Annotated in this window: 24 protein-coding genes; 9 read left to right on the top strand and 15 right to left on the bottom strand. The window is 65.0% G+C overall.

Annotated elements, in window-relative coordinates; translation table 11 throughout:
- Positions 1 to 52: 52 nt before the first annotated feature.
- Positions 53 to 892: a DUF1194 domain-containing protein gene (locus XW59_RS06780; protein WP_047144240.1), complete on the top strand. Its 840-nt coding sequence runs from the start codon at positions 53 to 55 to the stop codon at positions 890 to 892.
- A gap of 14 nt (positions 893 to 906) precedes the next feature.
- On the opposite strand, the gene XW59_RS06775 is transcribed toward XW59_RS06780, so the two are convergent.
- From XW59_RS06775 to XW59_RS06770, 3 genes are all read right to left on the bottom strand, one after another.
- Positions 907 to 1,905 (bottom strand): GlxA family transcriptional regulator, encoded by a 999-nt coding sequence (locus tag XW59_RS06775; protein WP_348639300.1) that lies wholly within the window; start codon positions 1,903 to 1,905, stop codon positions 907 to 909.
- Between the two features lie 201 nt (positions 1,906 to 2,106).
- A complete protein-coding gene (locus tag XW59_RS29290; RefSeq protein WP_170990106.1) occupies positions 2,107 to 2,247 on the bottom strand; it encodes a hypothetical protein in 141 nt (46 codons plus the stop codon).
- A gap of 304 nt (positions 2,248 to 2,551) precedes the next feature.
- Entirely contained in the window at positions 2,552 to 2,734 is a 183-nt protein-coding gene (locus XW59_RS06770) for a hypothetical protein (RefSeq protein WP_047144243.1), read from the bottom strand.
- 130 nt (positions 2,735 to 2,864) lie between these two features.
- Here XW59_RS06770 and XW59_RS06765 point away from each other — a divergent pair, with 130 nt between their 5' ends.
- Together XW59_RS06765 and ligD are read left to right on the top strand one after the other, a co-directional pair.
- A complete protein-coding gene (locus tag XW59_RS06765) occupies positions 2,865 to 3,761 on the top strand; it encodes a LysR substrate-binding domain-containing protein (RefSeq protein ID WP_047144244.1) in 897 nt (298 codons plus the stop codon).
- A gap of 169 nt (positions 3,762 to 3,930) precedes the next feature.
- Entirely contained in the window at positions 3,931 to 6,489 is a 2,559-nt protein-coding gene (gene ligD / locus XW59_RS06760; RefSeq protein WP_047144245.1) for a DNA ligase D, read from the top strand.
- 13 nt (positions 6,490 to 6,502) lie between these two features.
- Here ligD and XW59_RS06755 read toward each other — a convergent pair whose 3' ends face one another.
- A complete protein-coding gene (locus tag XW59_RS06755) occupies positions 6,503 to 7,486 on the bottom strand; it encodes an alpha/beta hydrolase (protein ID WP_082137488.1) in 984 nt (327 codons plus the stop codon).
- A gap of 843 nt (positions 7,487 to 8,329) precedes the next feature.
- On the opposite strand from XW59_RS06755, the gene XW59_RS06750 reads away from it, so the two are divergent.
- Complete coding sequence (locus tag XW59_RS06750; RefSeq protein ID WP_047144246.1) at positions 8,330 to 8,701, top strand: hypothetical protein; 372 nt, start codon at positions 8,330 to 8,332, stop codon at positions 8,699 to 8,701.
- A 241-nt stretch (positions 8,702 to 8,942) separates the two neighbouring features.
- On the opposite strand, the gene XW59_RS06745 is transcribed toward XW59_RS06750, so the two are convergent.
- From XW59_RS06745 to XW59_RS06710, 8 genes are all read right to left on the bottom strand, one after another.
- Positions 8,943 to 11,012: an ASKHA domain-containing protein gene (locus XW59_RS06745; protein WP_047144247.1), complete on the bottom strand. Its 2,070-nt coding sequence runs from the start codon at positions 11,010 to 11,012 to the stop codon at positions 8,943 to 8,945.
- Between the two features lie 576 nt (positions 11,013 to 11,588).
- A complete protein-coding gene (locus XW59_RS06740; RefSeq protein WP_047144532.1) occupies positions 11,589 to 12,560 on the bottom strand; it encodes a methyltetrahydrofolate cobalamin methyltransferase in 972 nt (323 codons plus the stop codon).
- A gap of 53 nt (positions 12,561 to 12,613) precedes the next feature.
- Positions 12,614 to 13,717, bottom strand: coding sequence for a methylenetetrahydrofolate reductase (locus tag XW59_RS06735; RefSeq protein ID WP_047144248.1), 1,104 nt, complete (start codon positions 13,715 to 13,717; stop codon positions 12,614 to 12,616).
- Entirely contained in the window at positions 13,714 to 14,301 is a 588-nt protein-coding gene (locus tag XW59_RS06730) for a methylenetetrahydrofolate reductase C-terminal domain-containing protein (protein WP_047144249.1), read from the bottom strand. Before XW59_RS06730 ends, XW59_RS06735 begins: the two co-directional genes overlap by 4 nt.
- Complete coding sequence (locus XW59_RS06725) at positions 14,294 to 14,596, bottom strand: virulence factor (protein ID WP_047144250.1); 303 nt, start codon at positions 14,594 to 14,596, stop codon at positions 14,294 to 14,296. The genes XW59_RS06730 and XW59_RS06725 overlap by 8 nt, the downstream gene beginning before the upstream one ends.
- 138 nt (positions 14,597 to 14,734) lie before the next feature.
- Entirely contained in the window at positions 14,735 to 15,397 is a 663-nt protein-coding gene (locus XW59_RS06720) for an exopolysaccharide biosynthesis protein (RefSeq protein WP_052958021.1), read from the bottom strand.
- Positions 15,398 to 15,505: 108 nt separating this feature from the next.
- Complete coding sequence (locus XW59_RS06715) at positions 15,506 to 16,087, bottom strand: DUF4893 domain-containing protein (RefSeq protein WP_047144251.1); 582 nt, start codon at positions 16,085 to 16,087, stop codon at positions 15,506 to 15,508.
- A 68-nt stretch (positions 16,088 to 16,155) separates the two neighbouring features.
- Positions 16,156 to 16,764 carry a DUF1638 domain-containing protein gene (locus XW59_RS06710; RefSeq protein ID WP_047144252.1) on the bottom strand — a complete coding sequence of 203 codons (609 nt, stop codon included), beginning with the start codon at positions 16,762 to 16,764 and terminating at the stop codon, positions 16,156 to 16,158.
- 54 nt (positions 16,765 to 16,818) lie between these two features.
- On the opposite strand from XW59_RS06710, the gene XW59_RS06705 reads away from it, so the two are divergent.
- Positions 16,819 to 16,980 carry an entericidin gene (locus tag XW59_RS06705; RefSeq protein WP_047144534.1) on the top strand — a complete coding sequence of 54 codons (162 nt, stop codon included), beginning with the start codon at positions 16,819 to 16,821 and terminating at the stop codon, positions 16,978 to 16,980.
- 23 nt (positions 16,981 to 17,003) lie between these two features.
- Here the strand turns inward: XW59_RS06705 and XW59_RS06700 are convergent, their stop codons facing one another.
- Positions 17,004 to 17,702, bottom strand: a complete 699-nt coding sequence (locus XW59_RS06700; protein WP_047144253.1) for a B12-binding domain-containing protein — start codon at positions 17,700 to 17,702, stop codon at positions 17,004 to 17,006.
- Positions 17,703 to 17,959: 257 nt separating this feature from the next.
- On the opposite strand from XW59_RS06700, the gene XW59_RS06695 reads away from it, so the two are divergent.
- The gene (locus XW59_RS06695; RefSeq protein ID WP_047144535.1) at positions 17,960 to 19,534 is read left to right on the top strand and encodes a trimethylamine methyltransferase family protein; all 1,575 of its coding nucleotides are present in this window, start codon (positions 17,960 to 17,962) and stop codon (positions 19,532 to 19,534) included.
- Positions 19,535 to 19,729: 195 nt separating this feature from the next.
- A complete protein-coding gene (locus XW59_RS06690) occupies positions 19,730 to 20,425 on the top strand; it encodes a hypothetical protein (protein WP_047144536.1) in 696 nt (231 codons plus the stop codon).
- Positions 20,426 to 20,444: 19 nt separating this feature from the next.
- On the opposite strand, the gene bmt is transcribed toward XW59_RS06690, so the two are convergent.
- Together bmt and XW59_RS06680 are read right to left on the bottom strand one after the other, a co-directional pair.
- Positions 20,445 to 21,458 (bottom strand): betaine--homocysteine S-methyltransferase, encoded by a 1,014-nt coding sequence (gene bmt, locus XW59_RS06685; RefSeq protein ID WP_047144254.1) that lies wholly within the window; start codon positions 21,456 to 21,458, stop codon positions 20,445 to 20,447.
- 74 nt (positions 21,459 to 21,532) lie between these two features.
- A complete protein-coding gene (locus tag XW59_RS06680) occupies positions 21,533 to 22,369 on the bottom strand; it encodes a helix-turn-helix transcriptional regulator (RefSeq protein WP_047144255.1) in 837 nt (278 codons plus the stop codon).
- A gap of 154 nt (positions 22,370 to 22,523) precedes the next feature.
- On the opposite strand from XW59_RS06680, the gene XW59_RS06675 reads away from it, so the two are divergent.
- Positions 22,524 to 23,564: a fatty acid desaturase gene (locus tag XW59_RS06675; RefSeq protein ID WP_082137453.1), complete on the top strand. Its 1,041-nt coding sequence runs from the start codon at positions 22,524 to 22,526 to the stop codon at positions 23,562 to 23,564.
- A gap of 41 nt (positions 23,565 to 23,605) precedes the next feature.
- Positions 23,606 to 24,418: a PhnD/SsuA/transferrin family substrate-binding protein gene (locus tag XW59_RS06670; protein WP_047144256.1), complete on the top strand. Its 813-nt coding sequence runs from the start codon at positions 23,606 to 23,608 to the stop codon at positions 24,416 to 24,418.
- The last annotated feature ends 465 nt before the right edge of the window (positions 24,419 to 24,883 follow it).

Below are 24,883 nucleotides of genomic sequence, written 5' to 3'. Positions count from 1 at the left end.
CGCAAGCGCGGGGCTTTCTTTCCAACGCCGGCTTTTCGCGTACCCTGTCTGCATGGCTCGTCTGCGAAAGATTCGGCGGGGGCTTGTCACGGGCGCGTCCGCCGCGCTGATTGCCGCGTTCCTGCCGCAGGCGGCGGAGGCGGAACAGGTCGATGTCGAGCTGATCCTGGCGGTCGACGTCTCGCTTTCCATGTCGCCCGACGAACTCGCCATCCAGCGCGATGGCTACGCCGCCGCGCTGACCCACGAGGTAGTCCTGCGGGCGATACAGGACGGGGTGCACGGAAAGATCGCGCTGACCTATGTCGAATGGGCAGGTGCCACCGTCCAGCACGTGGTGGTGCCCTGGACGGTCATCGCCACGCTCGAAGACGCGAAGGCCGTCGCCGAGAAGCTCACCATTCATCCGCCCAACAGCGCGCGGCGGACCTCGATCTCCGGCGCGCTGCAATTTGCCGGCGATCTCTTCGCCGAGAGCGGGCATCGCGGCCTGAAGCGCGTCGTCGACATTTCCGGCGACGGTCCGAACAACCAGGGAAGCCCGGTGGCGGAGGCGCGCGACGCGCTGGTCCGCCAGGGCATCACCGTCAACGGGCTGCCGCTGATGACGACGGGCGGCTTCACCAGCGCCTACGACGTGCCGAACCTCGATCTCTACTATTCGAACTGCGTGATCGGCGGGCCGGGCGCCTTCATGATCCCGGTCAACGACTGGGCGCAGTTTCCGGAAGCCGTGAGGCGCAAGCTGGTGCTGGAACTGGTCGATGCCGTTCCCGACACGGAAGATGAGGGCGGCCTGCCGGTGATCAAGGCCGCCGCCGAGCGGTCATACGATTGCATGGTCGGCGAGAAGATGTGGCGCGACCGCTCCTGGATGTGGGACAGCCGGTAGTTTCGGGCCGCCGGTCACGCCGCCATGAGCTGCTTGCGGTCGGCGCGCTCCTGCTGCGGAGAGCGCGCGTAGAGCTCGCGGTAGCATTTCGAGAAATGCGAGGCCGAGACGAAGCCGCAGGCGACCGCTACCTCCACCACCGGCAGCGACGACTGGATCAGCAGGTGCCGGGCGCGGTCGAGCCTGATCTCGAGATAATAGCGCGCCGGCGAGCGGCCCATCTCCTGCCGGAAAAGCCGCTCGATCTGGCGGCGGGAGAGGCCGACATGATCGGCGATCTCGACCAGCGACAGGGGCTCGGCGAGGTTCGCCTCCATCAATTCGATGATCGTCAGCACCTTTGAGTTCTGCACGCCGAGACGGGCGCGCAGCGGCAGGCGCTGGCGGTCGGTGGGGCTGCGCACGCGGTCGGTGAGCACCTGCTCGCAGACGCGGTTGACCAGATTGTCGTCGAAATCGTCGCCGATGAGCTTCAGCATCATGTCGAGCGCCGCGGTGCCGCCGGCGCAGGTGTAGATGTTGGAATCCACCTCGAAGAGATCGGCGAAGACGTTGGCCTTGGGGAATGCCTCCGAAAAGCCCGGCAGGTTTTCCCAATGGATCGCGCAGCGCTTGTTGGAGAGCAGCCCCGCCTGGGCGAGCACATAGGCGCCGGTGCACAGCCCGCCGATGGCGACGCCGCGGTTGTATTCCTCCCGCAGCCAGGCGAAGGCGGATTTCTGATTGTACTTCTCGACGTTGAGGCCGGAGCAGACGATGACCATGGACGGCCGGTCCGGTCCCGCCATCTTCCTGCGCTCCTCGTCGAGCGAGGTATTGACGGCACATTCGACGCCGTTCGACGCGTTGACCGGCTTTCCGTCGATGCTGGCGAGCCGCCACTGGTAGGCCGGGTAGCCGAGCATCCGGTTCGCCGAACGCAAGGGTTCGAGCGCCGTCGCGAAGGCTATCATCGTGAAGTCTGGGACGAGATAGAAGACGATCGATCGTCTGACGGCGTTCTTCTGGGTCAACCTGGCCTCCCACACGCGCAAAACCTGCCGACGGATCATGTCGCGATTAGCAAAGCGTCATCAGGAAAGCCCAGGTTTGTCAATGGGCTGCGACTGCGCGGTTTGAACAATTTTTGCGACGGCGCGCACGGGGGGAAATGGCAACGAAAAAAGCGACCCGCCGCAGCGGATCGCCGGTCGTTCCGAAGACGTCGTCCAGCGTCAGTTGACGAGGAAACCGAAGCGCGATGCGGCGAGTGCCGCGGTCTGCCCCGGCATCGTCTTGGCGAGACGCTGGCGTTCGAGTGCGGTGGTCAGGTTGCTGTCGCGGCGTTTGCCACGGAAGCGCGAAAAGAGTTTCATGACACATCTCCATGCGGGATCGCTTCACACGGAGCGGCCTTCGCATCATGGAGTGGGGCTGCCCGTTCGATGCTCATATAGTGCTCGCCGTGATATCCCGCGCTGACAAAAGCGAAGCCCAACATGGGAAAAGCGACATGCCTGCTGGCGAATGGCTGCCATGCGTCCGAAATCGGATGCAATTTCAGATATTTGCCTGCCATCGACGGAGCCATGCTTCCCGCTCATGGGCATCATGCGAAAATCCCGTGCCTCCGCCGCGCCGGGAAAGGTGCGGCGCGGCGGGAGGCCTCGGCACGACCGCTCATTGGCGGCCCAGGCCGCTGACGGGGTTCGGGCGGCCGCGATTGTTGTAGTAGGCGCTCGGCCAGCCGATGTCCTTCTGCATATCGAGCGGCAGTTCGCTGATCAGGCGTGCCGTGCTGTTGCGCACGCGATTGCGGTTCAGTTCGGTGATGAAACGTCCGACCGTCGTCAAAATCGACATTGTTCTCTCCCTTGAGGCTGCGGCAGGGGGAACTTCCCTGTCTTCGAGCTTGACTATGCGGCAGGGTTGAGGTTCAATCAAACGAAATGGAATGATCCTTTCATTCAGAAAAGTTGATGGGAAGAGAGACATGAACGCTCCGCTCAATCATCCCCTGCCGCTTCTCGATCTGGACGTGCTGCGCACCTTCGTGGCCATCGCGGAGACCGGCAGCTTCACGCTCGCCGCCAACGCCGTTTTCCGCACGCCCTCGGCCGTGTCGATGCAGATCAAGAAGCTCGAGGACATACTCGGACGCTCCGTCTTCATGCGCGACGCGCGTTCCGTGTCGCTCACCCAGGACGGCGAGATGCTGCTCGGCTATGCGCGCCGCATCCTGGCGCTCAACCGCGAGGCGGTCTCGAAATTCATCATTCCCGACATCAGCGGCGTGGTGCGGCTCGGCTCGCCGGACGATTATGGCGAACGGGTTCTTCCCAACGTGCTCAAGCGTTTCGCGCAGTCGCACCCTTCGGTCGCCGTCGACGTCGTCATCGACCAGAGCTCCAACCTTCGCCGGCGGCTCGCCGAGCGGCAGCTGGACATCACGCTTTTCACCGTTTGCCGGAATATTCCGCCGGAAGCCGAGGTCCTGCTCACCGAGCCGATCGTCTGGGGCGGCGCCAAGGGCGGTTGCGCGCATATGCGCGAGCCGCTGCCGTTGTCGATCTGGGAGGATGGCTGTGCCTGGCGCGCCGACGCGCTGGAGGCGCTCGGCCGCGACGGGCGCGACTACCGGATCGCCTATATGAGCGCGCACACGGCCGGTCAGCGCTCGGCCATCCTGTCCGATCTCGCGATCGCGCCGTTCCCGAAATCCTTCATCGGCGACGACATCGTCGCGCTCGGCCCGAAGGAGGGCCTGCCGGAGCTTTCCAACTACAGCCTGGCGATGATCGTCGCGCACGACGCATCCGCGCCGGTGAAGGCGGCTGCGGATCACATAAGGGCAACCTTCGAGCTGTTTCGCGAGACCGGCAGGTTCTGAACGAAGGCTCGCCGGAACCTTTCGGACGGCCCGCGGGTTGTTGCCTCAGTTCATACGCGGTCTGCGTAAACCGGGGTTTGCAATGACGAGAAGCCTGGCCTTTGGGGAACTGCTTTCCCTTTCGATCGTCCATGCGCTCGCCGGACGTAATACCGGCTGAGGTCGCGCAATGGCCAAGCCCGAGATCGACGAACTCCTCAAGGATTATCGCGCCAAGCGCGACTTTTCGAAGACGTCCGAGCCGGCCGCCGAAACCGCGCGCAAGGCCGGCAAGCGGGCGAAGAACGCGCTTTCCTTCGTCGTCCAGAAGCACGACGCCACCCGTCTTCATTATGATTTCCGCCTGGAATGGGACGGCGTCCTGAAGAGCTGGGCGGTCACGCGCGGCCCGAGCTACGACCCGGCGGAAAAGCGGCTGGCCGTCCGCACGGAGGACCATCCTCTCGCCTATGGCGGCTTCGAGGGCGTGATCCCGAGGAGCCAGTATGGCGGCGGCACGGTGATGCTCTGGGACACCGGCATCTGGGAGCCGGTCGAGGATTTCGACAAGGGACTGAAAAACGGGAAGCTCGTCTTCCGCCTCCATGGCGAACGGCTCGAGGGCGAGTGGACGCTGGTGCGCATGAAGCCCCGGGACGGCGAGACGCGCGAGAACTGGCTGATGATCAAGCACCGCGAGGAAGGCTTCAGGCCGCCGCGCGGCGACGTCCTGAAGAAATACGTGAAAAGCGTGGCGAGCGACCGGACCATGGCGCAGATCGCCAAGGGCGGGCGGACGCTCGCCAAGAGCGACCTCACGGACCGCAGGCCGGCGAAGCGGACGCCGAAAGCCAAGGCCGGCGCGGAAGGAAAGGAGGACGGCAAGCGGAAATCCTCCGCCGTCGCGATGCCGCGCTGGCGGGAGGTCCAGCTCGCCACGCTCGTCGCGGCCCCACCGGAAGGCGGCGAATGGCTGTCCGAGATGAAATATGACGGCTACCGCGCGCTTCTCGCGATCGCCGGGGGCAAGGCCAAGGTCTTCACGCGCAGCGGGCTCGACTGGACGGCGAAATTTCCCGGCATCGCCGCCGCCGCCGCGGCCCTCGATACCGACGGGGCGCTGATCGACGGCGAAATCGTCGCCTTCGATGGGAACGGCAAGACGAATTTCTCCGCGCTCCAGGATGCGATCTCGTCCGGCGGGCAGGGGCTTTCCTGCTTCTGCTTCGATCTCCTGGAGGAGGATGGCGAGGACATCCGCCGGCTCCCGCTGGTCGAGCGCAAGGCGCGATTGGAGGAGCTTCTGGGCGAGGGATCGGCGCCGCTGATCTATTCGACCCATGTGGCGGGAAGCGCCGAAAAGGTCTTCGACCAGGTCTGCGGCGCCGGGCACGAAGGCATCGTCGCCAAGCGCGCGGACGATCCTTATCGCTCGGGGCGCGGGCGGAGCTGGTTGAAGGTCAAATGCACGAAAAGCCAGGAATTCGTCATCGGCGGCTATACGCCGACCGACAAGAAGAACAGGCCGTTCCGTTCGCTGCTCGTCGGCGTGCGCGAAAACGGCAGGCTCGTCTACAAGGGGCGCGTCGGCGCGTTCGAGGGAAACTCGCTCGCGGAAGCCGCTCCCCTGATATTGGAGCACAAGCGCGCCTCCTCTCCCTTCTCGGAATTGCCGCGCGAGGCGGCACGCAAGGCGAAATTCGTCGAGCCGGATCTCGTCGCCGAGATCGGTTTTGCCGAATTCACCTCCGACGGCGTGGTGAGGCACGGCGTCTTCAAGGGATTGCGGGAAGACAAGAAGGCGGGCGAAGTCGTCCTCGAACGCGCGGAAGGAGCACCGATGCCGGAACGTGAAAAACGCCAGGAATTCGCCGGCGTGAAACTTTCGAGCCCCGACAAGGTGCTGTTCGAGGAAGAGGGCGTGACCAAGGCCGACATCGCCGCGCATTACGAGCGGGTCGCCGAACGGATGATGCCGGAAGCCGGAGGGCGGCTCCTGAGCCTCGTGCGCTGCCCCGACGGCACCTCGGGCGAATGCTTCTTCCAGAAGCACGAGAGCAGGGGATTCCCGAAAGAGCTGAAGCGGCTGGAAGTCACCGAAGCCGACGGCAAGAAGGACAATTATCTCCATGTCGAGGGTCTTTCCGGCATCATCGCCGGCGTGCAGATGGGAACGCTGGAGTTCCACATCTGGGGCTCGCGGATCGACAGGATCGAGCAGCCGGACCGGCTGGTCTTCGACCTCGATCCCGACGAGGGGCTCGGCTTCAGGGACGTCCGCGACGCCGCCTTCGATCTTCGCGAGCGGCTCGCCGGGATCGGGCTGGAAACGCTGGCGATGGTGACCGGCGGCAAGGGCGTCCATGTGATCGCGCCGCTGGCGCGCCGCGCCGAATGGCCGGAGGTCAAGGCGTTCGCGCGCGATTTTTCCCGCATGATCGCCGAGGAGGAGCCGGAACGCTATGTGGCGCAGGCCGCCAAAGCCAAGCGCAAGGGCCGCATCTTCGTCGACTGGCTGCGCAACGAGCGCGGCGCGACCGCGATTTCGCCCTATTCCACGCGGGCGAGAAAGGGCGCTCCCATAGCCACACCGGTTTCATGGGAGGAGCTTAAGTCGCTCGACGCGGCGAACGTGTTCCATCTCGGCGACATGGAAAAACGCCTCGCGATGGCCGACCCCTGGGCGCAGAGCGCCGGCTGGAAGCAGTCGATCACCAAGAAGATGCTGGCGAAGGTGGCGGCGGCGTAAGCCGGCACGTCGGTCATTTCCGACTTCGCGAGCGAGCCAAGCGAGCGGTCGGGAATGCAGGCTCCGACGCGGATGGCGAACTCGATATCGAATGGCCCGCCGGCACAGCGTCATCGCCCCGCAGAAACTCCACCATGCGATCGCGCGCGATGCGCGTCTCCGGCATGTCGATCAGCGGCCAGACATGGATCATGCCCTTGCCGGTGACGAGCTCGACCTCGGCGCCGGCCGCGCGTGCCTTTTCGGCGAACACAACCGTGTCGGGATAGAGCAGGTCGCGGGTGCCGGAAAAGATCAGCGTCGGCGGCAGCACGGAAAGCTCGCCATAGGAGGGACTGATGCGCCAGTCGGAAAAATCGAGCTCGGCGGCATAGATGCGCACGGCTTCCATGCCTCCCGGTATGTCGAGCCACGGGTCGAGCAGGGCTGCCCGGCGCGTCTCGTCATTGGTCAGCGTCATGTCGACCCCGGGCGAGATCAGGACCAGGCGGGAAGGCAGCTTCCACCCCTCTTCCGCCGCCATCAGGGTCAGCACCAGCGCCATGTTGCCGCCGGCCGAATCGCCCATCACCGCGACCTCGTCGGCGGCCGCCATCACGTCGCGATAGACCGCAGCGCCCATGCCGAAGATCGCGTGGAAATCATGTTCCGGCGCAAGCGGATAGACCGGAACGCTGATGTGGGCCGAGAGCCGCTCGCACATCTCCGCGATCAGCCGCCAGTGAAACGAGGTGATCTCGAAGCAATAGGCACCGCCATGCAGGTAGAGCACGCGGCGGGTTGCCTCGCCGTCTTTCGGTCGCACCTCGTAGACGACGTGGCCATCGACCTGCCGCTGCGTGACGGCGACGCGTCCGGCGACCTCGACCGGCGGGCGGTGGTCCTGCGTCTTGCGCGACTTGACGATCCAGGCATGCAGCCCTTCCGGGCTCGCGAAGGCCTTCTTGCGCGTGTGCTTCAGGACGAAGGCGACGAGATACGACTTCAGGCTGGGCATGGTGTCGAAACGGTTCCCGGTGGCGGCCGCGAATTCCAGCGCGTGGACTGAACCGGGCACTTTGCCGGAAAAACCTCAGCCGAGGCAATAGGTTGGCGAAAAGCGGCGCGCCCTTCGATCCACCTCCTTCCGGTTTGCCGCACCCTAGTCGCGGACGAGCGACGAGAGGTGGCGAAGCGTGGAGAGCAAGGAATCGACGGCACATCGGACCGGCTGGTGGCTGGCGGGTTTGAGAATGCAGCTCGCGACCGGGCGCCTGATATCGGCCTCCAAGGCCGGCTTTCGGCCCGATCAACCACGTGTGCCGCGTGGAAACCCCGACGGTGGAAAATGGACGTACGAGCCGGGCTATGCCCGCGTTCATCGGGTTGCGCGCCGGCGCGCGGGCGGCGGCCATGTCCGGATAGGAAACCGGTGGCATTCGATAACGCTCGCGCAGGAAGCGCGGCTGGCGCAATCAACCGGCGCGATGCGCGGCGCTCTCCGCGACGTCAGGAAGCTCGATCCGAAGTGGAAACCGCCGCCGCAGGCATACTCGACCGTAGAAGGTCTGATTTCTGCGAACCGCGCCGAGCCGGGTCCCTTTGCTCGTGAGTGGGTATCGGCACCATCCACCAATCGTCGCTTGGCGCGGTCTGAGCAGCAGGAAGTCGATCGGATAGGGCGAAAATGGGGATGTCATCGCTGTGGGACTAAGGAACCTGGAACACGGTCCAGCTCTTTCGTGGGCGATCACCAAGTGCCAAAGTCAATGGGCAAGCCGACGAGAATCTATCCTCATTGCCTCCGATGCAGCAGCAGCCAGGGCGGTCTCTTGAGCACTTATCTGTTTAGGGTGCAAAAATGACGATCAAATTTGCCGATGTCGCACCCGAATATGTAAGCTTTTACATAGCCGGCGCCTTGGATGTGCGAATCCCGTTGGACCATGATCTGACCGGGCTGATTGCCAGTGATGAATGCATCAATGTGATGTGCCTCTACTGGAACGAAGGTGATACCAAGATCACCCTCGGGCCCGTCGAGGAACTGCCGTACCGATCAGAAGCTCCGCGCTTTGACGGCATGCTCCAGACCCCGGAGCACAAGGTCATCCTCTTCGACGTGAACACGCCCGAAATTCTGTCGATGGATGTTTCGGAAACGAAAACCAGGGTGCGCATCTGGACCAATCACCCGACCCAGCCGGACGACGTCGTAATCGGGCTGGGCTGATGCGAGACGGAACTTTTAGCGGGATCGTATACGGAGGTGAGCGAGAAAGGCCCCGCCGGTCTTCGACGACACCATCGCCACGCCCAGCGGGACGATCGTGTTCGGCGATGCGGAATTGGCCGAATGGCTCCGCATGCCGGCTGGCAGGCCCAGAACGCGCATTCGCATCTGGACGGACGAAAAGGAGTTTCCCGAGCGGGTCGTCGTCGCCCTCGGCTGAGACGGCCGGTGGTCCGGGCGGCTACCCCCGCCCGCGTCTGGCCGCGCGTTCCTCGCGCGAGCGGCGGCGCGGCGCGGCATCGCCCGCCGATGCTTCGTCGGATAGCAGCTTGCGCGGCGGTAGGCTGACCTGCTCGGCGAGCTTGGCGAAGGGATCGACCTTGTTGGGTATCGCCATGGCGTTGACGAAGAGCTGCTGAAAATTCGGCTCGAGCGCGGTTTCGATCTTCTCGATGCGGCGCACCACCTCCTCGATCTCGCGCCGGTGTCCGCGGTTCAAGAGCGCCATCAGCGCGCCGGTGCCGGCGGCGTTGCCCACCGCCTTGACCTCGGCTAGGTCGCAATCGGGGATCAGCCCCAGCACCATGGCGTATTTCGGATCGATGAAGGAGCCGAAGGCGCCGGCGAAGCGGATCGTGTCGACGCTCGTCACGCCCTGCTTCTCCATGAGCAGCTTCACGCCGGCGTAGAGCGCCGACTTGGCGAGCTGGATCGCCCGCACGTCGTTCTGCGTGACCGTGATGCGCGGCGTGCCGTCATGGAGCAGATAGGAGAAGGTGCGGCCGCTCTGGAAGATGCGCGGGCTTCTCGCCGCCAGCGCGCCGTCGATGACGCCGTCCTCCGAGATGACGCCCGAAAGGAACATCTCCGCCACGACCTCGATGATTGCCGAGCCGCATATGCCGGTGATGCCGAGCCGCTCCGCATCGGCCGCGAACCCGTCCTCGTCCGACCATCTGTCGGAGCCGATGATGCGGAAGCGCGGCTCGAGCGTCTCGGCGTCGATGCGCACCCGTTCGATCGCGCCGGGGGCGGCGCGCTGGCCGGAGGAGATTTCCGCGCCCTCGAAGGCCGGACCCGTGGGAGAGGAGGCCGCCACCACGCGATCGCGATTGCCGAGCACGATCTCGGCATTGGTGCCGACATCGACCAGGAGCATCATCCGGTCCTGCTTGTAGGGTGCTTCCGAAAGCGTGGCGCCGGCGGCGTCCGCGCCGACATGGCCGGCGATGCAGGGCAGCAGGTAGACGCGCGCGCCCTCGTTGATCTTCAGCCCGAGCTCGCTGCCCCAGGTATGGACCGCGCCGGACACGGCGAGCGCGAAGGGCGCCTGGCCGAGCTCGGTCGGGTCGATGCCGAGGAAGAGGTGGTGCATGATCGGGTTGGCGACGAAGACGGCGTCGAGCACGTCGTCGGGGCTGACGCCGCCTTCCGCGCACACCTTCGCCGTCAGTTCGTTGATCGCGCCACGCACCGCGCTGGTCATCGCCTCTTGTCCGTCCGGGTTCATCATCACGTAGGAGACCCGGCTCATCAGGTCCTCGCCGAAGCGGATCTGCGGGTTGGGCGCGCCCGAGGATGCGACGATGCGGCCCGACAGAAGCGAGACGAGATGCATGGCGATCGTCGTCGAGCCGATGTCGCAGGCGATCCCGTAGGCCTCGTTGTGGAGGCCGGGCCAGAGCGCGATGATCGTCGGCCGCGACAGGTCCATGTCGCGGTGGATGGCGGCGGTGACGCCCCATTCGCCCTTGCGCAATATCTTCTGAACGCTCGGCAAGAGATGCTGGGAGACGAGCGGGTCCTTCCAGCCCCAGTCCCTTTCCAGCATCGCCTTCAGCCGGTCGAGATCGCCCAGCGGCTTGTGCATGTCGGGCTCGTCCACCTCCACGTAGCAGAGCTGGACGGCCGGATTGCGCTCGATGACGCGGTCGATCGCGGCCTTGCGGATCACCTGCGCGTTGATCACCGTGTCCTGCGGCACGTCGATGACGAGATCGCCCTCGATGGCGGAGGAGCAGGAGAGGCGGCGGCCGTCGGCAAGCCCGCGCACGCGGGCGTAGCGTTCCTCCTTGGCGCCGAAGGCCGAGATGTGGTCGTTGGAGGAGACGATCTTGTGCTTGGCGAAATTGCCTTCCTGCACGACCACCTGGCAGCGCCCGCAGGTCGCGCGTCCGCCGCACACGCTCTCCACATAGACGCCGAGCTGACGCGCCGCGTCGAGCACGGTCGTGCCTTTCGGGAAACGCCCGCGCTTGCCCGAGGGCATGAACAGGACGAGCGGGTCGGTGATGTTGGCGGGCGGGTTCATCTATCGTGCGTCCTTCGAGGCTCGCCCGCGCAAGGATGAGGAAGCCTTCGACCGCCGGCGCGGGCTCGCGCCTCAGGATGAGGGCGGTTGTGGGTTACACCGCAAGTTCCGGACAGTTGGCGCGGAAGTGTTTCGGTATTGCGTGATGCCACCTTCGATCCCACCGAGGTAAGCGCAACGAGCCTCAGCCGCGCCCGATCTCTGTCGCTACCTCTCAACCCCCGGCCTGAAGCCCGCCATCCTCCCTCATCCTGAGGTGCGAGCCCGCGCCTGCGTTCGACATGCTGGCGCAGGATCGGAAGGGCGAGCCTCGAAGGACGCACCACTTCTCGACCTCTCAAACCGCGGCCTGAAGCCCACCGTCCGCCCTCATCCTGAGGCGCGAGCCCGCGCCTGCGTTCGACATGTTGGCGCAGGATCGGAAGGGCGAGCCTCGAAGGACGCACCGCTTCTCGACTTCTCAAACCGCGGCCTGAAACCCACCGTCTTCCCTCATCCTGAGGCGCGAGCCCGCGCCTGCGTTCGACATGCAGGCGCAGGATCGGAAGGGCGAGCCTCGAAGGACGCACCATCGAGCTATCCCCTTGCCATGCGCGCTTCGCGCCCGCCGCGCCGCCGGCCGCCATTGCCGCCTTCGCCGGGCGCGTTGGCCGGAACCGGCGCTGCGACCGCATGGCCGCCCTCGGCGGGCTTGTAGTCCTTGTAGGTCCTGATCCAGGTCATGCAATCCCTGTCGGTTCCGGCAAGCACGTTTGCGCCGCGCACCGCCTCCATCTCCTGCGGGCGGCAGGGATTCATGATCGCCGAGGTCATGCCGGCGCCGATCACCATCGGGATGAAGGCGGCGTTGATGCCGTGGCGGTGCGGCAGGCCGAAGGAGATGTTGGAGAGGCCGCAGGTCGTGTTGACCTTCAGCTCCTCGCGCAGCCGGCGCAGCAGCGCGAAGACCTGGCGGCCGGCGTCGCCCAGCGCGCCGATCGGCATCACCAGCGGGTCGACCACCACGTCATGCGCGGGGATGCCATGGTCGGCGCAGCGCTCGACGATCTTCTTCGCCACCGCAAAGCGCACGTCCGGATCCATGGAAATGCCGGTCTCGTCGTTGGAGATGGCGACGACCGGCACGTCGTATTTCTTCACCAGCGGCAGGATCGCCTCCAGCTTCTCCTCCTCCCCGGTGACGGAATTGACCAGCGGGCGCCCCTTGGCGACCTTGAGCGCGGCCTCGATCGCCGCGGTCACCGACGAGTCGATCGAAAGCGGCACGTCGACCAGGCTTTGGACGATCTCGAGCGTCTGCACCAGCAGTGCCGGCTCCGTCGCGTTCGGGTCGACCGCGGTGACGCCTGCATTGACGTCGAGCATGGTGGCGCCCGCCGCGACCTGTTCGAGCGCGTCCTTCCTCACCGTCTCGAAATTGCCTTCCACCATCTCGGCGGCGAGCTTCTTGCGGCCGGTCGGGTTGATGCGTTCGCCGATCACGCAGAAGGGCTGGTCGAAGCCGATGACGATTTCCTTTGTCGCGGATGCGACGATCGTGCGGGTCATGTGGTTGTCTCCGTGGAGGTTCTCGTTTGCCGCCCTGAATCGCGGGAATGGTTTCAATGCGCCGCCGCCTTGACGATTTCCTGCGGCCGTTCGGTGGTGTCGTCGTGAAGGATGTGGCCGAGCCTTTCGGCCACCATCGCGTCGTCGGCGCGGGCTTCGCGCTTCCAGGGCTTGCGGCCCTTCAGCACGCCGGATTCATGGACGATCTCGGCGACATATTCCTCCTGCCGGTAGGCCATGACATGGATGCCGGAAACGCCCTCGATCTCCTTCACCTCGTTGATGATGTCGATGCAGAGCCGCTTGCCTTCCGCCTTCTGGTCGGCCGCGCCCTCGAGCCGGGCGATGACGGGGTCGGGAATATGGATGCCGGGCACGTTGGAGCGTATCCAGCGCGCCGTCTTGGCGGAGGCGAGGGGGCCGACGCCGCACAGTACGAAGCATTTCTCGGTGAGGCCGAGATCGCGCACGCGCTTCATGTAGTCGCGGAACATCGGCACGTCGAAGCAATACTGGCTTTGGACGAACTGCGCGCCGGCGGCGATCTTCTTGGCCAGCCGCAGCGGGCGGAAATCGTAGGGCGGCGCGAAGGGATTGATAGCCGCCCCGAGGAAGACCGAGGGCGGGGTCGTCAGCTTGCGGCCGGAGAGGAATTTCCGCTCGTCGCGCATGGTCCGCACGGCCTCCAGCAGCGACATGCAGTCGAGGTCGAAGACGGGCTTCGCGCCGGGCTGGTCGCCCGCCTGCACGCCGTCGCCGGTCAGGCACAATATGTTGGCGACGCCCATCGCGGCCGCGCCCAGCACGTCGCCCTGTATGGCGATGCGGTTACGGTCGCGGCACGAGATCTGGTAGACCGGCGCGTAGCCCATGCGCGTCAGCAGCGCACAGATGCCCACCGACGACATGTGGCAGTTGGCGCCGGATGCATCCACCGCGTTGATGGCGTCCACCCAGCCGTCGAACACCCTGGCGCGCTCGTAGACATCCTCCGGATCGGCGCTGTCGGGCGGGTTGAGTTCCGCCGTCACGGCGAACTCGCCGCGTCGCAGCACGCGCTCCAGCCGGCCGCGCGAGGAATGGCCCGGCAAAGGATCGAGCGGCAGGTGGATGCCGGCCGGGTTCTCGTCGGTCTGGGGAGGGCGGGGCTCGATCATGCCGCCTCACTCGACTTCGCGTTCTCCCGCTCCGCCGCCGCGCGCGCCGTCACACGCAGCCAGGCCGAGGTTTCGCGCAGCGACTGGTCGACGGGGTTCTGCACGTTGAGGATGGCGTCGCCATGCACCATGTTCCGCGAGCCTTCCCAGGCCTTCACCCACACGCAGGGCATATCCGGCTCGACCTCGCAATTGCCATTGGCGCGCACGCCGCCGCAGGGGCCGTTGCGCAATTGCTTGGGACAGTTCATCGGGCACGACATGCCGGTGGAGGAAAGGATGCACTGGCCGCACATGCGGCAGTCGAACATCAAGCCCTTCACCCGCTTCTCGACGAATTTCACCGGCGTCTCGACGCGCGAATATCCGATCGCCTTCCAGAGCGGGTGCAGCATCAGGAAGACGGAGGCGAAGCGCTCGTAGAACCATTCGAGAAAGCGCGAGTGGCGCACCGACCAGAGGCGCACGGCATAGGAGCGCTGCACGCGGCGCTGCGGCGAGACGTCGGCGGGCTTGTAGTCGGATTTCGGCGCCGCCTGCCTGACCCGCGTCGCCTGGGTGACCGTCGGGTGCCGCTCAGACATTGTCCTTCCCGCCAGCCTTGACCAACGCGACGAGCCGGTCGCGATCATATCGCTCGTCGATCTCGGCGGCGGCCTTGTCGGCTTCCGCCTCCAGGTCGTCGCCGACCGGCACCGGTTCGGCCTTGCGCCACTCGGCGAGATAGGCGTCGGTGTCGCCCGCGCCGGTGCGCATGGCGCACATGTCGATCGCCTCGGTGAAGCGCAGCGGCAGCTCGCGCTTGGCGTTCTGCCTGCCCTTCCTGACGATCACCTGGGCGGGGATGTCGCGCCAGTAGACTATGATGAGATCGGCCATATCCGCTCCGCACGTGCCAATGAGGGAGCATTGCCGAAAGCGCAAACCACCTGCTTGTTGTGAGACGACGCGCGCGCATTCAAAAGCGACGTCGCGCCGGGCTGCGTCAGGTCCGGGGTTCGGCGCGGGCGAAAGAGATCAGAAATGCAGGCCGAAAGCGGCGTTGGCGACCACGCCGGCGGTTCCGAACACCAGGCCGATGACGGCGAAGGCGAGCACGGTGACCGCCACGCCGATGCCGAGAAACACGCCGTCGCGCTCGGAAAGGGCGAGGCCGAAGATGCCGGTCGCGAAGGCGGGCAGCCAGTTTCCGAGCGGTATCGGCAAGGTGACGACGATCGCGAGGATCAGGCTCAGGATGCCGACGATCCGGTCCGCCTGCCCGCCGCGGAACGGCCAGTAGCGAGGCCGCACCATGCGTTCGAGCCATTCGAGCCGCGGAACGATCTTGGCGATCGATATCCTGAACCGGTCGATGGCTATGGATTTGTCGAGAAAGCGGCGCGGCAGCCAGGCGGTGTCGTGGCCCAGCACCATCTGTGCCGAGATCAGGATCAGCGGGATGCCGAACAGAAGCGTCGAGCCGGGAGGAAGCGGCAGCAAATTGAGCGCCGCGAACAGGACGAGCAGCGCGGCGAAGCTGCGGTCGCCGATGGCGTCGCGTATCTGCCGGATGGAGATGGAAGCATCGGTCCTGCCGGCCAGGTCGGTGAATATCTGCGACAGGCGGCAGGAGGCATTGCAGTCGAACCTCTGGTCCGCCGGTGGCATTTTTTCCATCTCGGTGGTGTCGAAATTCATTCTCGCGGTGCCTGCTGGCAATTACGCCGGTACTGACTGAGCCCCGCACTTAGTGCGTAAGCACCCCCGTCGCAAGGTTGAAAGGTTCTTTCCACGGCATTCGGACGCTCAGCGCCGGAACTCCAATATGTCGAACTTCGATTCGTAGCGCGGAGCGGGAAACTCGATTCGCCACGCATTCTTTCCGGTCCGGAATGCGTAGCCCGCCTGGTCGCTGTCCTGGCTCGTGCCATAGGGAAGGGCCTGCTCGTTGTTCACCGAAAAAGTGCCGAGATAGGTCAGGCGGGTGTCTGAATCGGTGAAGAAACGGCCATTGGTGCGCTGCGAGCCGGTGAGTTTCTGCAGGTGCCAGCCGGAGCCGTCATCCGTCACCTGGCAGCGGAACCAGCCATAGACGACGAGTGCCGCCTCGCCGCCGGCCTTGATCGTGCGGCATTGCCAGTTTCCGGTCATGTCGAAATCCTCGAAGGAGATCGCCTCCCTGACCAGAACCTCGTCCAGGGTCGTCACGTCCTCGGGTTTTCCCTTCTCCTTGGCCTCGGCGAGCGCTCCCTCGCGCGTCTGGTCGTAGGCCTCCAGCCGCGCGCGGTCGGCGGGTGTGATCAGGCTCTCGATCTCGCCGGTGGCGCCGGCGGGAGAGGAGAGGGCGGCCAGAAGCGTCAGCGAGGTGGCGGCAAGGCGAAAGGACATGCGGGCGGGTCTCCTGTTGCGGCGCCGCCATTTCAAACCCGGGAATGGGACAGTTTCAAGATGCGGGATCAGGAGGCGGCCGCCTTCGCGAGCGCGGCCGGCAGATCGCCGTAACCGGTGAGGCGCTTCTCATAGGCGAGGCCGAGCATCCTTGCCGCCCGCCGCGCCACCTTTTCCAGTTCGGGATCGTCCGTCTGGGCCAGGTAGACCAGCTTTTCGTAATTGCCGAAAAAATCCTCGATCAGTTCGGGATGACGGTCGAGGCCGAGCGGCTTCATGAAGAAGGCGTCGAACTGGCGGCACAGGAAATCCGTCATGTAGAACGACGTCATGTCGTCGTCCGCGACCGCGTCGAAGGTGGCAATGCCCTGATAGAAGGCGAAGCAGTGCGGTCCGTCGATGCGTTCGACATCCTGCGCCTCGCACACCCTGTCCAGCATTCCGCCAGTGCCGCAATCCGCGTAGCCGACGAATATGCGCCGGTATCCGTCCGCCCTGGCCTTGGCGATCGCGGCTTCCATCGCTGGCGCTATACGGTCCGGATAGTAGTGGAACTCGGCCGGCAGGCAGGTGAGATCCAGATGGTCGAGGCGCAACCGTTCCTTAACCGCGATCACCTCGCGGGCGATCATTCCGCATGCGATCACGAGAACCTTTTCCGGCTCCGTGCGTTGCATGTCCGTTACCTTACTTCCGCGCGATCGAGCGCACAGATGATCCGGAGAGAAAACATGACCGCCTCATTCATTTCCCGCATTGCAGTCGTCCTGGTGGTTGCAGGATTTGCGGCTGGATGCGCCAACACCATCCGTGGCATGGGACAGGATACCGCCGGCGCGGTCACTGCGACGCAGCAGGCCGGACAAAACATCGATCGCGCCGCGCGCTACTAAGTCACCGATCCGGCGTCCGCGTCTCAGGCCGAGGCGCGGACGTTGTGCTTGCGCTTCATGAAATCCTTCGCCGTCTCCACCGCAACCGCCGCATCGCGGCAATAGGCATCAGCTCCCACGGCCTTGCCGAACTCCTCGTTCAGCGGCGCGCCGCCGACGAGCACGACATAGTCGTCGCGAATGCCCTTTTCCTTCATCGTGTCGATCACGACCTTCATGTAGGGCATGGTCGTGGTCAGCAGCGCCGACATGCCGACGATGTCGGGCTGATGCTCCTCGATGGCATTGAGATAGTTCTCGACCGGGTTGTTGATGCCGAGGTCGATGACGTCGAAGCCGGCGCCTTCCATCATCATGCCGACGAGGTTCTTGCCGATGTCGTGGATGTCGCCCTTGACGGTGCCGATGATCATCTTGCCCTGCTTCGGCGCGCCGGTGGCAGCGAGCAACGGACGCAGGATCGCCATGCCGGCCTTCATCGCGTTTGCCGACAACAGAACTTCCGGCACGAACAGGATGCCGTCGCGAAAATCCTCGCCGACGATGCGCATGCCCTCGACCAGCGCCTCGGTCAGCACGCTGTAGGGCAGCCAGCCGCGTTCGAGCAGGATGTTCGTGCCTTCCTCGATCTCCTCCTTCAGCCCGTCATAAAGGTCGTCGTGCATCTGCTGCACGAGCTCGTCGTCGGAGAGTTCGGAAAGGATGATTTCGTCGTCGGACATGTCTGGGCTCCTGAAGGCCATGTCTCACGGCACGTGAAGTGCCCGCTGTTCCTTGCCGATTCATATTCCGCCGCAGAGCCGTTTTCATAGTCGAATTGCGACGTCGCACAAAAGGAAAGCGACTGGCACAACCGCATGGTTTCTTGTCGATTTTGCGACATGGGCTGGCGCTGCCGGGCCGTTTCGGCAAGGGTGCATCGCTACGATCTGGCGGGAGAACGCCGAAGCGGCGACGAACGATTCAAGGAAGCATGGTCATGGAAGACAATCTGGCTGCCGAGCAGGAAGCGGGCGCGGGGCGGCGTGGACGCGGCGATCGTGGTGGTGCGGCGGCGCGGCGCGCGGCGCGGTCGGGCGGCGGTCCGGGCGTGCAGCAACCCTATATCCGGCGTGCCATCAAGGTCTACGAGGTGCTCGACGAGGAAGGCCTGGCGCTGATCGAGAAGAACGCCGACACCGTTCTGGAGGAGATCGGCATCGAGTTTCGCGACGATGCGGAAGCGCTCCGGCTCTGGAAGGAGGCAGGCGCCGACGTGAAGGGCGAGCGGGTGCATTTTCCGAAGGGGCTCTGCCGCGAATTGCTGAAGACGGCGCCCGCCGCCTTCACGCAGCACGCGCGCAATCCGGAGCGGTCGGTGCAGATCGGCGGCGACGCCACCGTGTTCGCGCCGGTCTACGGCCCGCCCTTCGTGCGCGATCTCGACGGCAACCGGCGCTATGCGACGATCGAGGATTTCCGCAATTTCGTGAAGCTCGCCTATATGGCGCCGTCGATTCACCATTCCGGCGGCACGGTGTGCGAGCCGGTCGACGTGCCCGTCAACAAGCGCCATCTCGACATGGTGTTCTCCCACATGAAGTTCTCCGACAAGCCCTTCATGGGCTCGGTCACGGCGCCGGAGCGCGCCGAGGACACGGTGGAGATGGCGAAGATCCTGTTCGGCGACAAGTTCGTCGAGGAAAACACCGTCATCATCAACCTGATCAACGCCAATTCGCCGATGGTCTTCGACGAGACCATGCTCGGCGCGCTGAAGGTCTACGCGCGCAACAATCAGGCATGCATCGTCACGCCCTTCATCCTCGCCGGCGCGATGAGCCCGGTGACGGTGGCCGGCACGCTGACGCAGGTTCTGGCCGAGGTGCTGGCGGGCGCTTCCTTCACCCAGCTTATCCGACCGGGCGCGCCGGTGCTGTTCGGCACCTTCGCCTCCTCGATCTCCATGCAGTCGGGCGCCCCGACCTTCGGCACGCCGGAGCCGTCGCTGGTTTCCTACGGCGCCGCGCAGCTCGCCCGCCGTCTCGGCCTGCCGTTCCGCACCGGCGGTTCGCTCTGCGCCTCCAAGGTGCCGGACGCGCAGGCCGCCTATGAAAGCGCCAACACGCTCAATTCGACCCTGCTCGCCGGCACCAATTTCGTGCTTCATTCGGCCGGCTGGCTCGAGGGCGGGCTCGCCTCCTGCTACGAGAAGTTCATGATGGACATCGACCAGCTCGGCATGGCGCAGAAGCTCGCCGCCGGCGTTGACCTTTCCGAGAACGGGCAGGCGATGGACGCGATCCGCGAGGTCGGCCCCGGCAGTCATTATCTCGGCTGCTCGCACACGCAGGCGAATTTCCAGACCGCCTTCTACCGCTCGACGATCGCCGACAACAATTCCTACGAGCAATGGCAGGCGGAGGGCCAGAAGACCGCGCCGCAGCGGGCGAACGAACTTGCCCGGCGCTGGCTCGAAAGCTACGAGGCGCCGTATCTCGACCCCGGCATAGAGGACGGGCTGAAGGACTTCGTCGCGATGAAGAAGGAGTCCATGCCCGACGCCTTCACTTGAAGGGAGCCCGATTCAGGCGGGGCTAAAGTCGCCAAAATCATCCACAACGAAGTCTGGCGCAGCACAGTTCGCGGGCCAGGCGAGGGGTGATGTTCGTGCTTTTGGACGGCCACTTCCTGGACCGTTCCGATCGGCCGCAAGTCTCCGGCCTGAATGCTGAAGATCAGGACCGGAATCGGCGGAATAGATGCGGTGATGAGTGACCGTCTTGCCGATATCTCCACAGCCCTTGCCACCCATGGCCTAACCCTCCGTGGGGGCTTCAACTTCGACGCTGACGACGATTCTCCCGCCGGACCTTCCGGCGCCCCCGCAAAATCCGTGCTTCTCGTCGGGCAGGCGGGCGCCGCCCCGTGGCCTCACTTCAAGCGCTGGCGGAAGGCTCGTCCGGCCGATCTTGCCAACCCGCTCGACACCTGGTCGCGCGAGGTGATCGGCGCGGTCGGGAAACGTTTCGGCGCCCGCGCTGCCATGCCCAACGACCAGCCGTATTTGCCGTTCCAGCAATGGGCGATGCGCGCCGAAGGATTGCGGCCTTCGCCGCTCGGCATCCTCATCCATCCCGAATACGGTCTCTGGCACGCCTATCGCGGCGCGCTGCTTTTAGACGAGACGTTTACCTTCCCGCCGGTTGAGAAACCGATTCACCTTTGCGACCTATGTGCCTCGAAACCTTGCCTGAATGCCTGTCCGGTCGGTGCGTTCTCAGGCGACACCTTCGCCTATGAGGCGTGCATCGCGCATGTGCGCGGACCTGCGGGCGAATCATGCAGGGAGGGCGGCTGCCTGGCGCGCAACGCCTGTCCGCATGGCGGCGACTATCGTTATCCGAGGGAGGTTCAGGCGTTTCACCAGAGAAGTTTTGCCGGATTGCCCCGGCCAAAAACTTAACCGGAGCCCGGGCGGCGGCTTAGCCCCGTGCCCGCCGGCGTTCGCGCCGCCCGCCTTCCGCGCCTTCGGACGTGCTCGCCTGCTTGTTGCGCAGGGGCCCGATGCGCCCGACGATGTCCTCGACGGTCGGGCGCTGCGCCTTCTCGTGACGATCCAGCGCCTCGCGCATCGCCGCCAGGTGCCGGAACGATGTGCCGCAGCAGCCGCCGACGATCTTCGCGCCGCCGTCGACGGCGAGACGCACATATTCGGCCATCAGCTCCGGCGTGCCAGAATAGTGGATTTCCGAACCGCGGAATTCCGGAATGCCGCAATTGCCCTTGACCACGATCGTCGCCTCGGGCCGCGCGGCGCTCATGTCGAGCAGCGAGGCGAGAATGTCGGAGGCACCGACGCCGCAATTGGCGCCCACCGCCAGCGGGGTCTCGGCGAGCCCGTCCGCGACGGCGTGGATGTCCCTCGGCGCCAGCCCCATCATGGTGCGGCCGGCCGTGTCGAAGGAGCCGGTGAAGGTGTAGGGAAGGCCGACCCTTATCGCCGCCTCGGCGGCGGCGCGGATCTCGTCGGGCGCCGACATGGTCTCGATCCAGGCCACTTCGGCGCCGCCCGCCTTCAACCCCTCGATCTGTTCGGCGAAGGCCTCGACGGCCTCGTCATAACTCATCGCGCCGAGGGGCTGGAAAAGCTCGCCGGTCGGCCCGACGGAGCCCGCCACGATGACCTTGCGGCCGGCCTTGTCGGCGACGGAGCGCGCGATCTCGGCGGCGCGTCGGTTCAACTCGTGCACCCGGCTCTCGGCCTTGTGCAGCTTCAGGCGATGCCTGGTGCCGCCAAAGGAGTTGGTCAGGATGATGTCGGCGCCGGCATCGACGAAGCCCTGGTGCAGCGCCTCGATCTTCTCCGGCGCGGTCTCGTTCCACAATTCGGGCGCGTCGCCGGCTTCAAGGCCCATGGCGAAGAGGTTGGTGCCGGTGGCGCCGTCGGCCAGGAGCACGCCCTTTTCGACGATCAGCGCTTCAATGGGATTGTTCATGCGTCAAATCCCGTCTCTCTTTGATGAGATAATGATATAAGGAAGTCTTTATATGTGGTCAATCGAGGATCGCATCAATCTCGCATGAGCGATCGCGCGAAAGCGGCGGTTTCATGCGCGTTCACGTCGGCGGCGCGGATGAGATTGTCGAAATGGCGCGTCAGGCTGCGCACGGCGGCCGTCGCGTTCAGCACCAGATACATGTCGCCCATGTAGATCGCCGCCCTGAGCTGGCCGAAGATCGTATAGGGCACGGAATAGCGCAGTCGTCCGTCATAGAGATAAAGACGGAAGCTCGGATAGAGATCGTCGAGAAGCTGCGCCATATGGGCGAGCTGCGCCTCGCGCTGCCCGCTCGTCAGCCCCGACCACACGCCCATCCCGCCGGCGAAGATTTCCAGCACGTGCCGCGGCATGCAGACCTCCATGTCGGTCTCCGGCCGACGGTTGTAGTCGATCCGGTACTGGGTCTCGCCCATCTGCGATTCGGTGCTTTTCCGGGTTATGCCGGCCTCGTATTCGATCAGGTCGTCGCTGCGCAGCAGATCGGGAATGCCGGCCGGCACGTAGCGTATCTTCGTGCCGGCGGCCTCGGCGTGCCATTTGGCGAGCAGGGTTCGGTCGAAGCCCTCCAGCCCCTCCTCGATCTCGAAGCTCTCGCGGATCTCGCTGCCCAGGCCCTCGTCCTGGCTGACCCCGAGCAGCCAGTCGAGCGAGACCTTGTGCTCGGCGGCGATGTTGAGCAGCGTTTCGGCGCGGGGCAGCCGCGTCGATTGGCCGGAGAGAAGCTGCGAAAGGGCCGACCGGTCGATGCCGACGGCGGTGGCGAAGGCCGACTGGCTCGTGCCCGATCGATCGATCAGCGTCGCCAGCCTCCGTTTGAAGATTTCCGAGAGATCGCGCTTGTCCATGACATGAAAATACGCGAGTTGATTACTTTTCACAACAATTGCGGCGTTTGGTTTGCAAATTCAACGCTTCGTTCGCATTATCTCGTTGTGCGCTGCAATGCCTCCTGACAACGTGATGACAGGATCGGGGGATTCTGTCTTTCCGGGGTAAGGAATGGGCGACGAAAGAGCATACCGGCGCGAGAAGGCGCAAAAGAGCCATAAGCGGGCAAGGGGCGTCCTGCGAACCGAATGGCCTACGGTTGCCCTGATCGCCTCGTGCTATGCCGCCTGGGCGGGGGCGGGCCTTTTCCTCTGGACGTTCAGCCCGTGGCTCGCGATTGCCCTGCTGGTCCTCGTCGTCGCACTTCAATCCTCGTTGATGCACGAGGCTGCCCACGGCCACCCGACGCGCAGCGCGCTCGTCAACGAGCTGCTCGTCGGCCTGCCCATCGGGCTCGTCTATCCGTTCCGCCGCTTCAAGACCCTGCACCTTCGCCATCATGCCGACGAGCGGCTGACCGATCCGTTCGACGATCCCGAGAGCTATTATCGCGCCCTGTGGAAACACCGCGACCTGCCGGACTGGCTGAAGCTTCTGCTGCAGGTCAACAACACCATGGTCGGCCGCTTCGTGATCGGACCGCTGATCGCCAATATCGGCTTTTTCATCACGGAGGCGAAGCTGCTGGCGCAGGGCGACGAGGCGGTGCGCCGCGCATGGCTCCACCATCTCGCCGGCCTCGCCCTCGTGCTACCGGTCGTCGTCCTCGCTTTCGACATGCCTTTCTGGGCCTATCTCGTTCCCGTCTATGTCGGGCAGTCGCTGATCGCGGTACGCACCTTCGCCGAGCATCAGTGGTCGGAGCGGCCCGACGGGCGCACGATCATCGTCGAGCGCTCGCCGCTGGCGCTGCTCTTTCTCAACAACAATCTGCACCTCGTGCACCACAAGATGCCGACGGTTGCCTGGTACAGGCTGCCGGCGCTGTTCCGCGAGCGGCGCGACGAATGGCTGAGGATGAACGACGGCTATTCCTATCCGAACTATTTCGCGCTGCTGCGGGATTACGCCTTCCGCGCGAAGGAGCCGGTGGTGCATCCTTTCCTGCGCCGCATGCCCGAGGTGGGCCGCGTCTTCCGTCCGCGGCTGCGCGCCCGCAACGTCAGCGGGCTCGGCACCGCGCCGGTGCCGGCCGAGCCGCCCAAGGAATAGCCGTGCTTGCATCCCGCGCGATCAGCCGCGCATAAGAAGGCATGAGCGAGTTCATTGCCGCGCTGCCCATGTATGACTGGCCCGAGAGGCGGGAGGAGGTCGATGCCGAATGGCGGGCCATCCGCGACCGGCTGCGCGGGCAGGGCATCGCTGCGCCCGAGCGGCTGACGCGGCGCAACGCCGACATGCCTTCCGTGCCGGGCGGCATCCGTGACGCCGGCGGCGCACTCATCGCCCCGGATCCCGCGACGTTGCCTTCCGACGAGCTCGATTTGCCGACGCTGTGGCGTCATCCCGGGCTGCTTTTCGCCCAAGCCTGCTGGGGCCCGCTGGAGGCCGGGCTTTCCGGACATGTCCGCGTTCTCGGTCAGCCGGACTACTCGGCCTTCGATGGCGGGCAGGGCGAATCTTATTCGAGCGCGATCCTGACGCGCAGGGAAGGGGCGGCGGAGGAGAGGCCGCCGGCCGACGGCTACGCTATCCTCCCGCTCGATCTCCTTGCCGGCCGGCGGCTCGCCTACAACAGCCCTGATTCGATGTCCGGCATCATCGCGCTGACACGCGATCTGGAGACGCTGGGCGAGGACATCGGCACCTTCGCCGCACGCATCGAGACCGGCGGGCATCGCGCCTCGATCAGGGCGGTGGCGGAGGGCAGGGCTGACATCTGCGCGATCGACTGCCGCAGTTGGGCGATGGCACGGCGTTTCGATCCGGCCGCCCGCGCTCTCTCGGTCGTCGGCTGGACGGCGCGGCGCAAGGGATTGCCCTATGTCGCCTCGCGACTCGCCCCGCATTTTTCCCTATTTGCTGAAAAAAGCACGCAGGGCCCGGTAGACTTCCCGCGCGGATGAAGTTGGCGGAAGAGGCGGACCGCCCTTTTCTTTCGCTCACGAAAGATCACTGTCTCGTCGGCGTGCCCGGCTTTGCCGGCTAGCCTGTTTCAACTGCACAAAAAAAATGCAAGGCACGAGGCCTTGCAATTTAACGCGTCCGATCTGCTTTCCGTTTTTCGGCGGCAGCGTAGTAATCGCGCCTAGATCGCATCCTCCCAAGACTTTGACCGCGTAGGAAGGCAGATTATTTGCTCTGCCTTCTCGATTATGTGGAGCACATTAGACCAAACTTTAGAGCCGTGTCATCAAAAATATTGCGTCGGGAGCCGCTTAGATGTGCTGCGCTGCACAATAAGCAATCAGCGCCTGCTCATGAATGCGACAGAAGCGAATAGTTGTCGGGGCAAGACGTTGTGTCGGGTTTTCATCCTGCCTTGAAATCGCTATGAAGCGCTAGCAATCCAGGCTGCGGCGGGGCTGCGG

The organism is Aquamicrobium sp. LC103 (assembly GCF_001014615.2).
In the GTDB taxonomy this organism is placed as follows: Bacteria; Pseudomonadota; Alphaproteobacteria; order Rhizobiales; family Rhizobiaceae; genus LBCQ02.
This window is presented reverse-complemented; position numbering and strand designations above follow the sequence as displayed.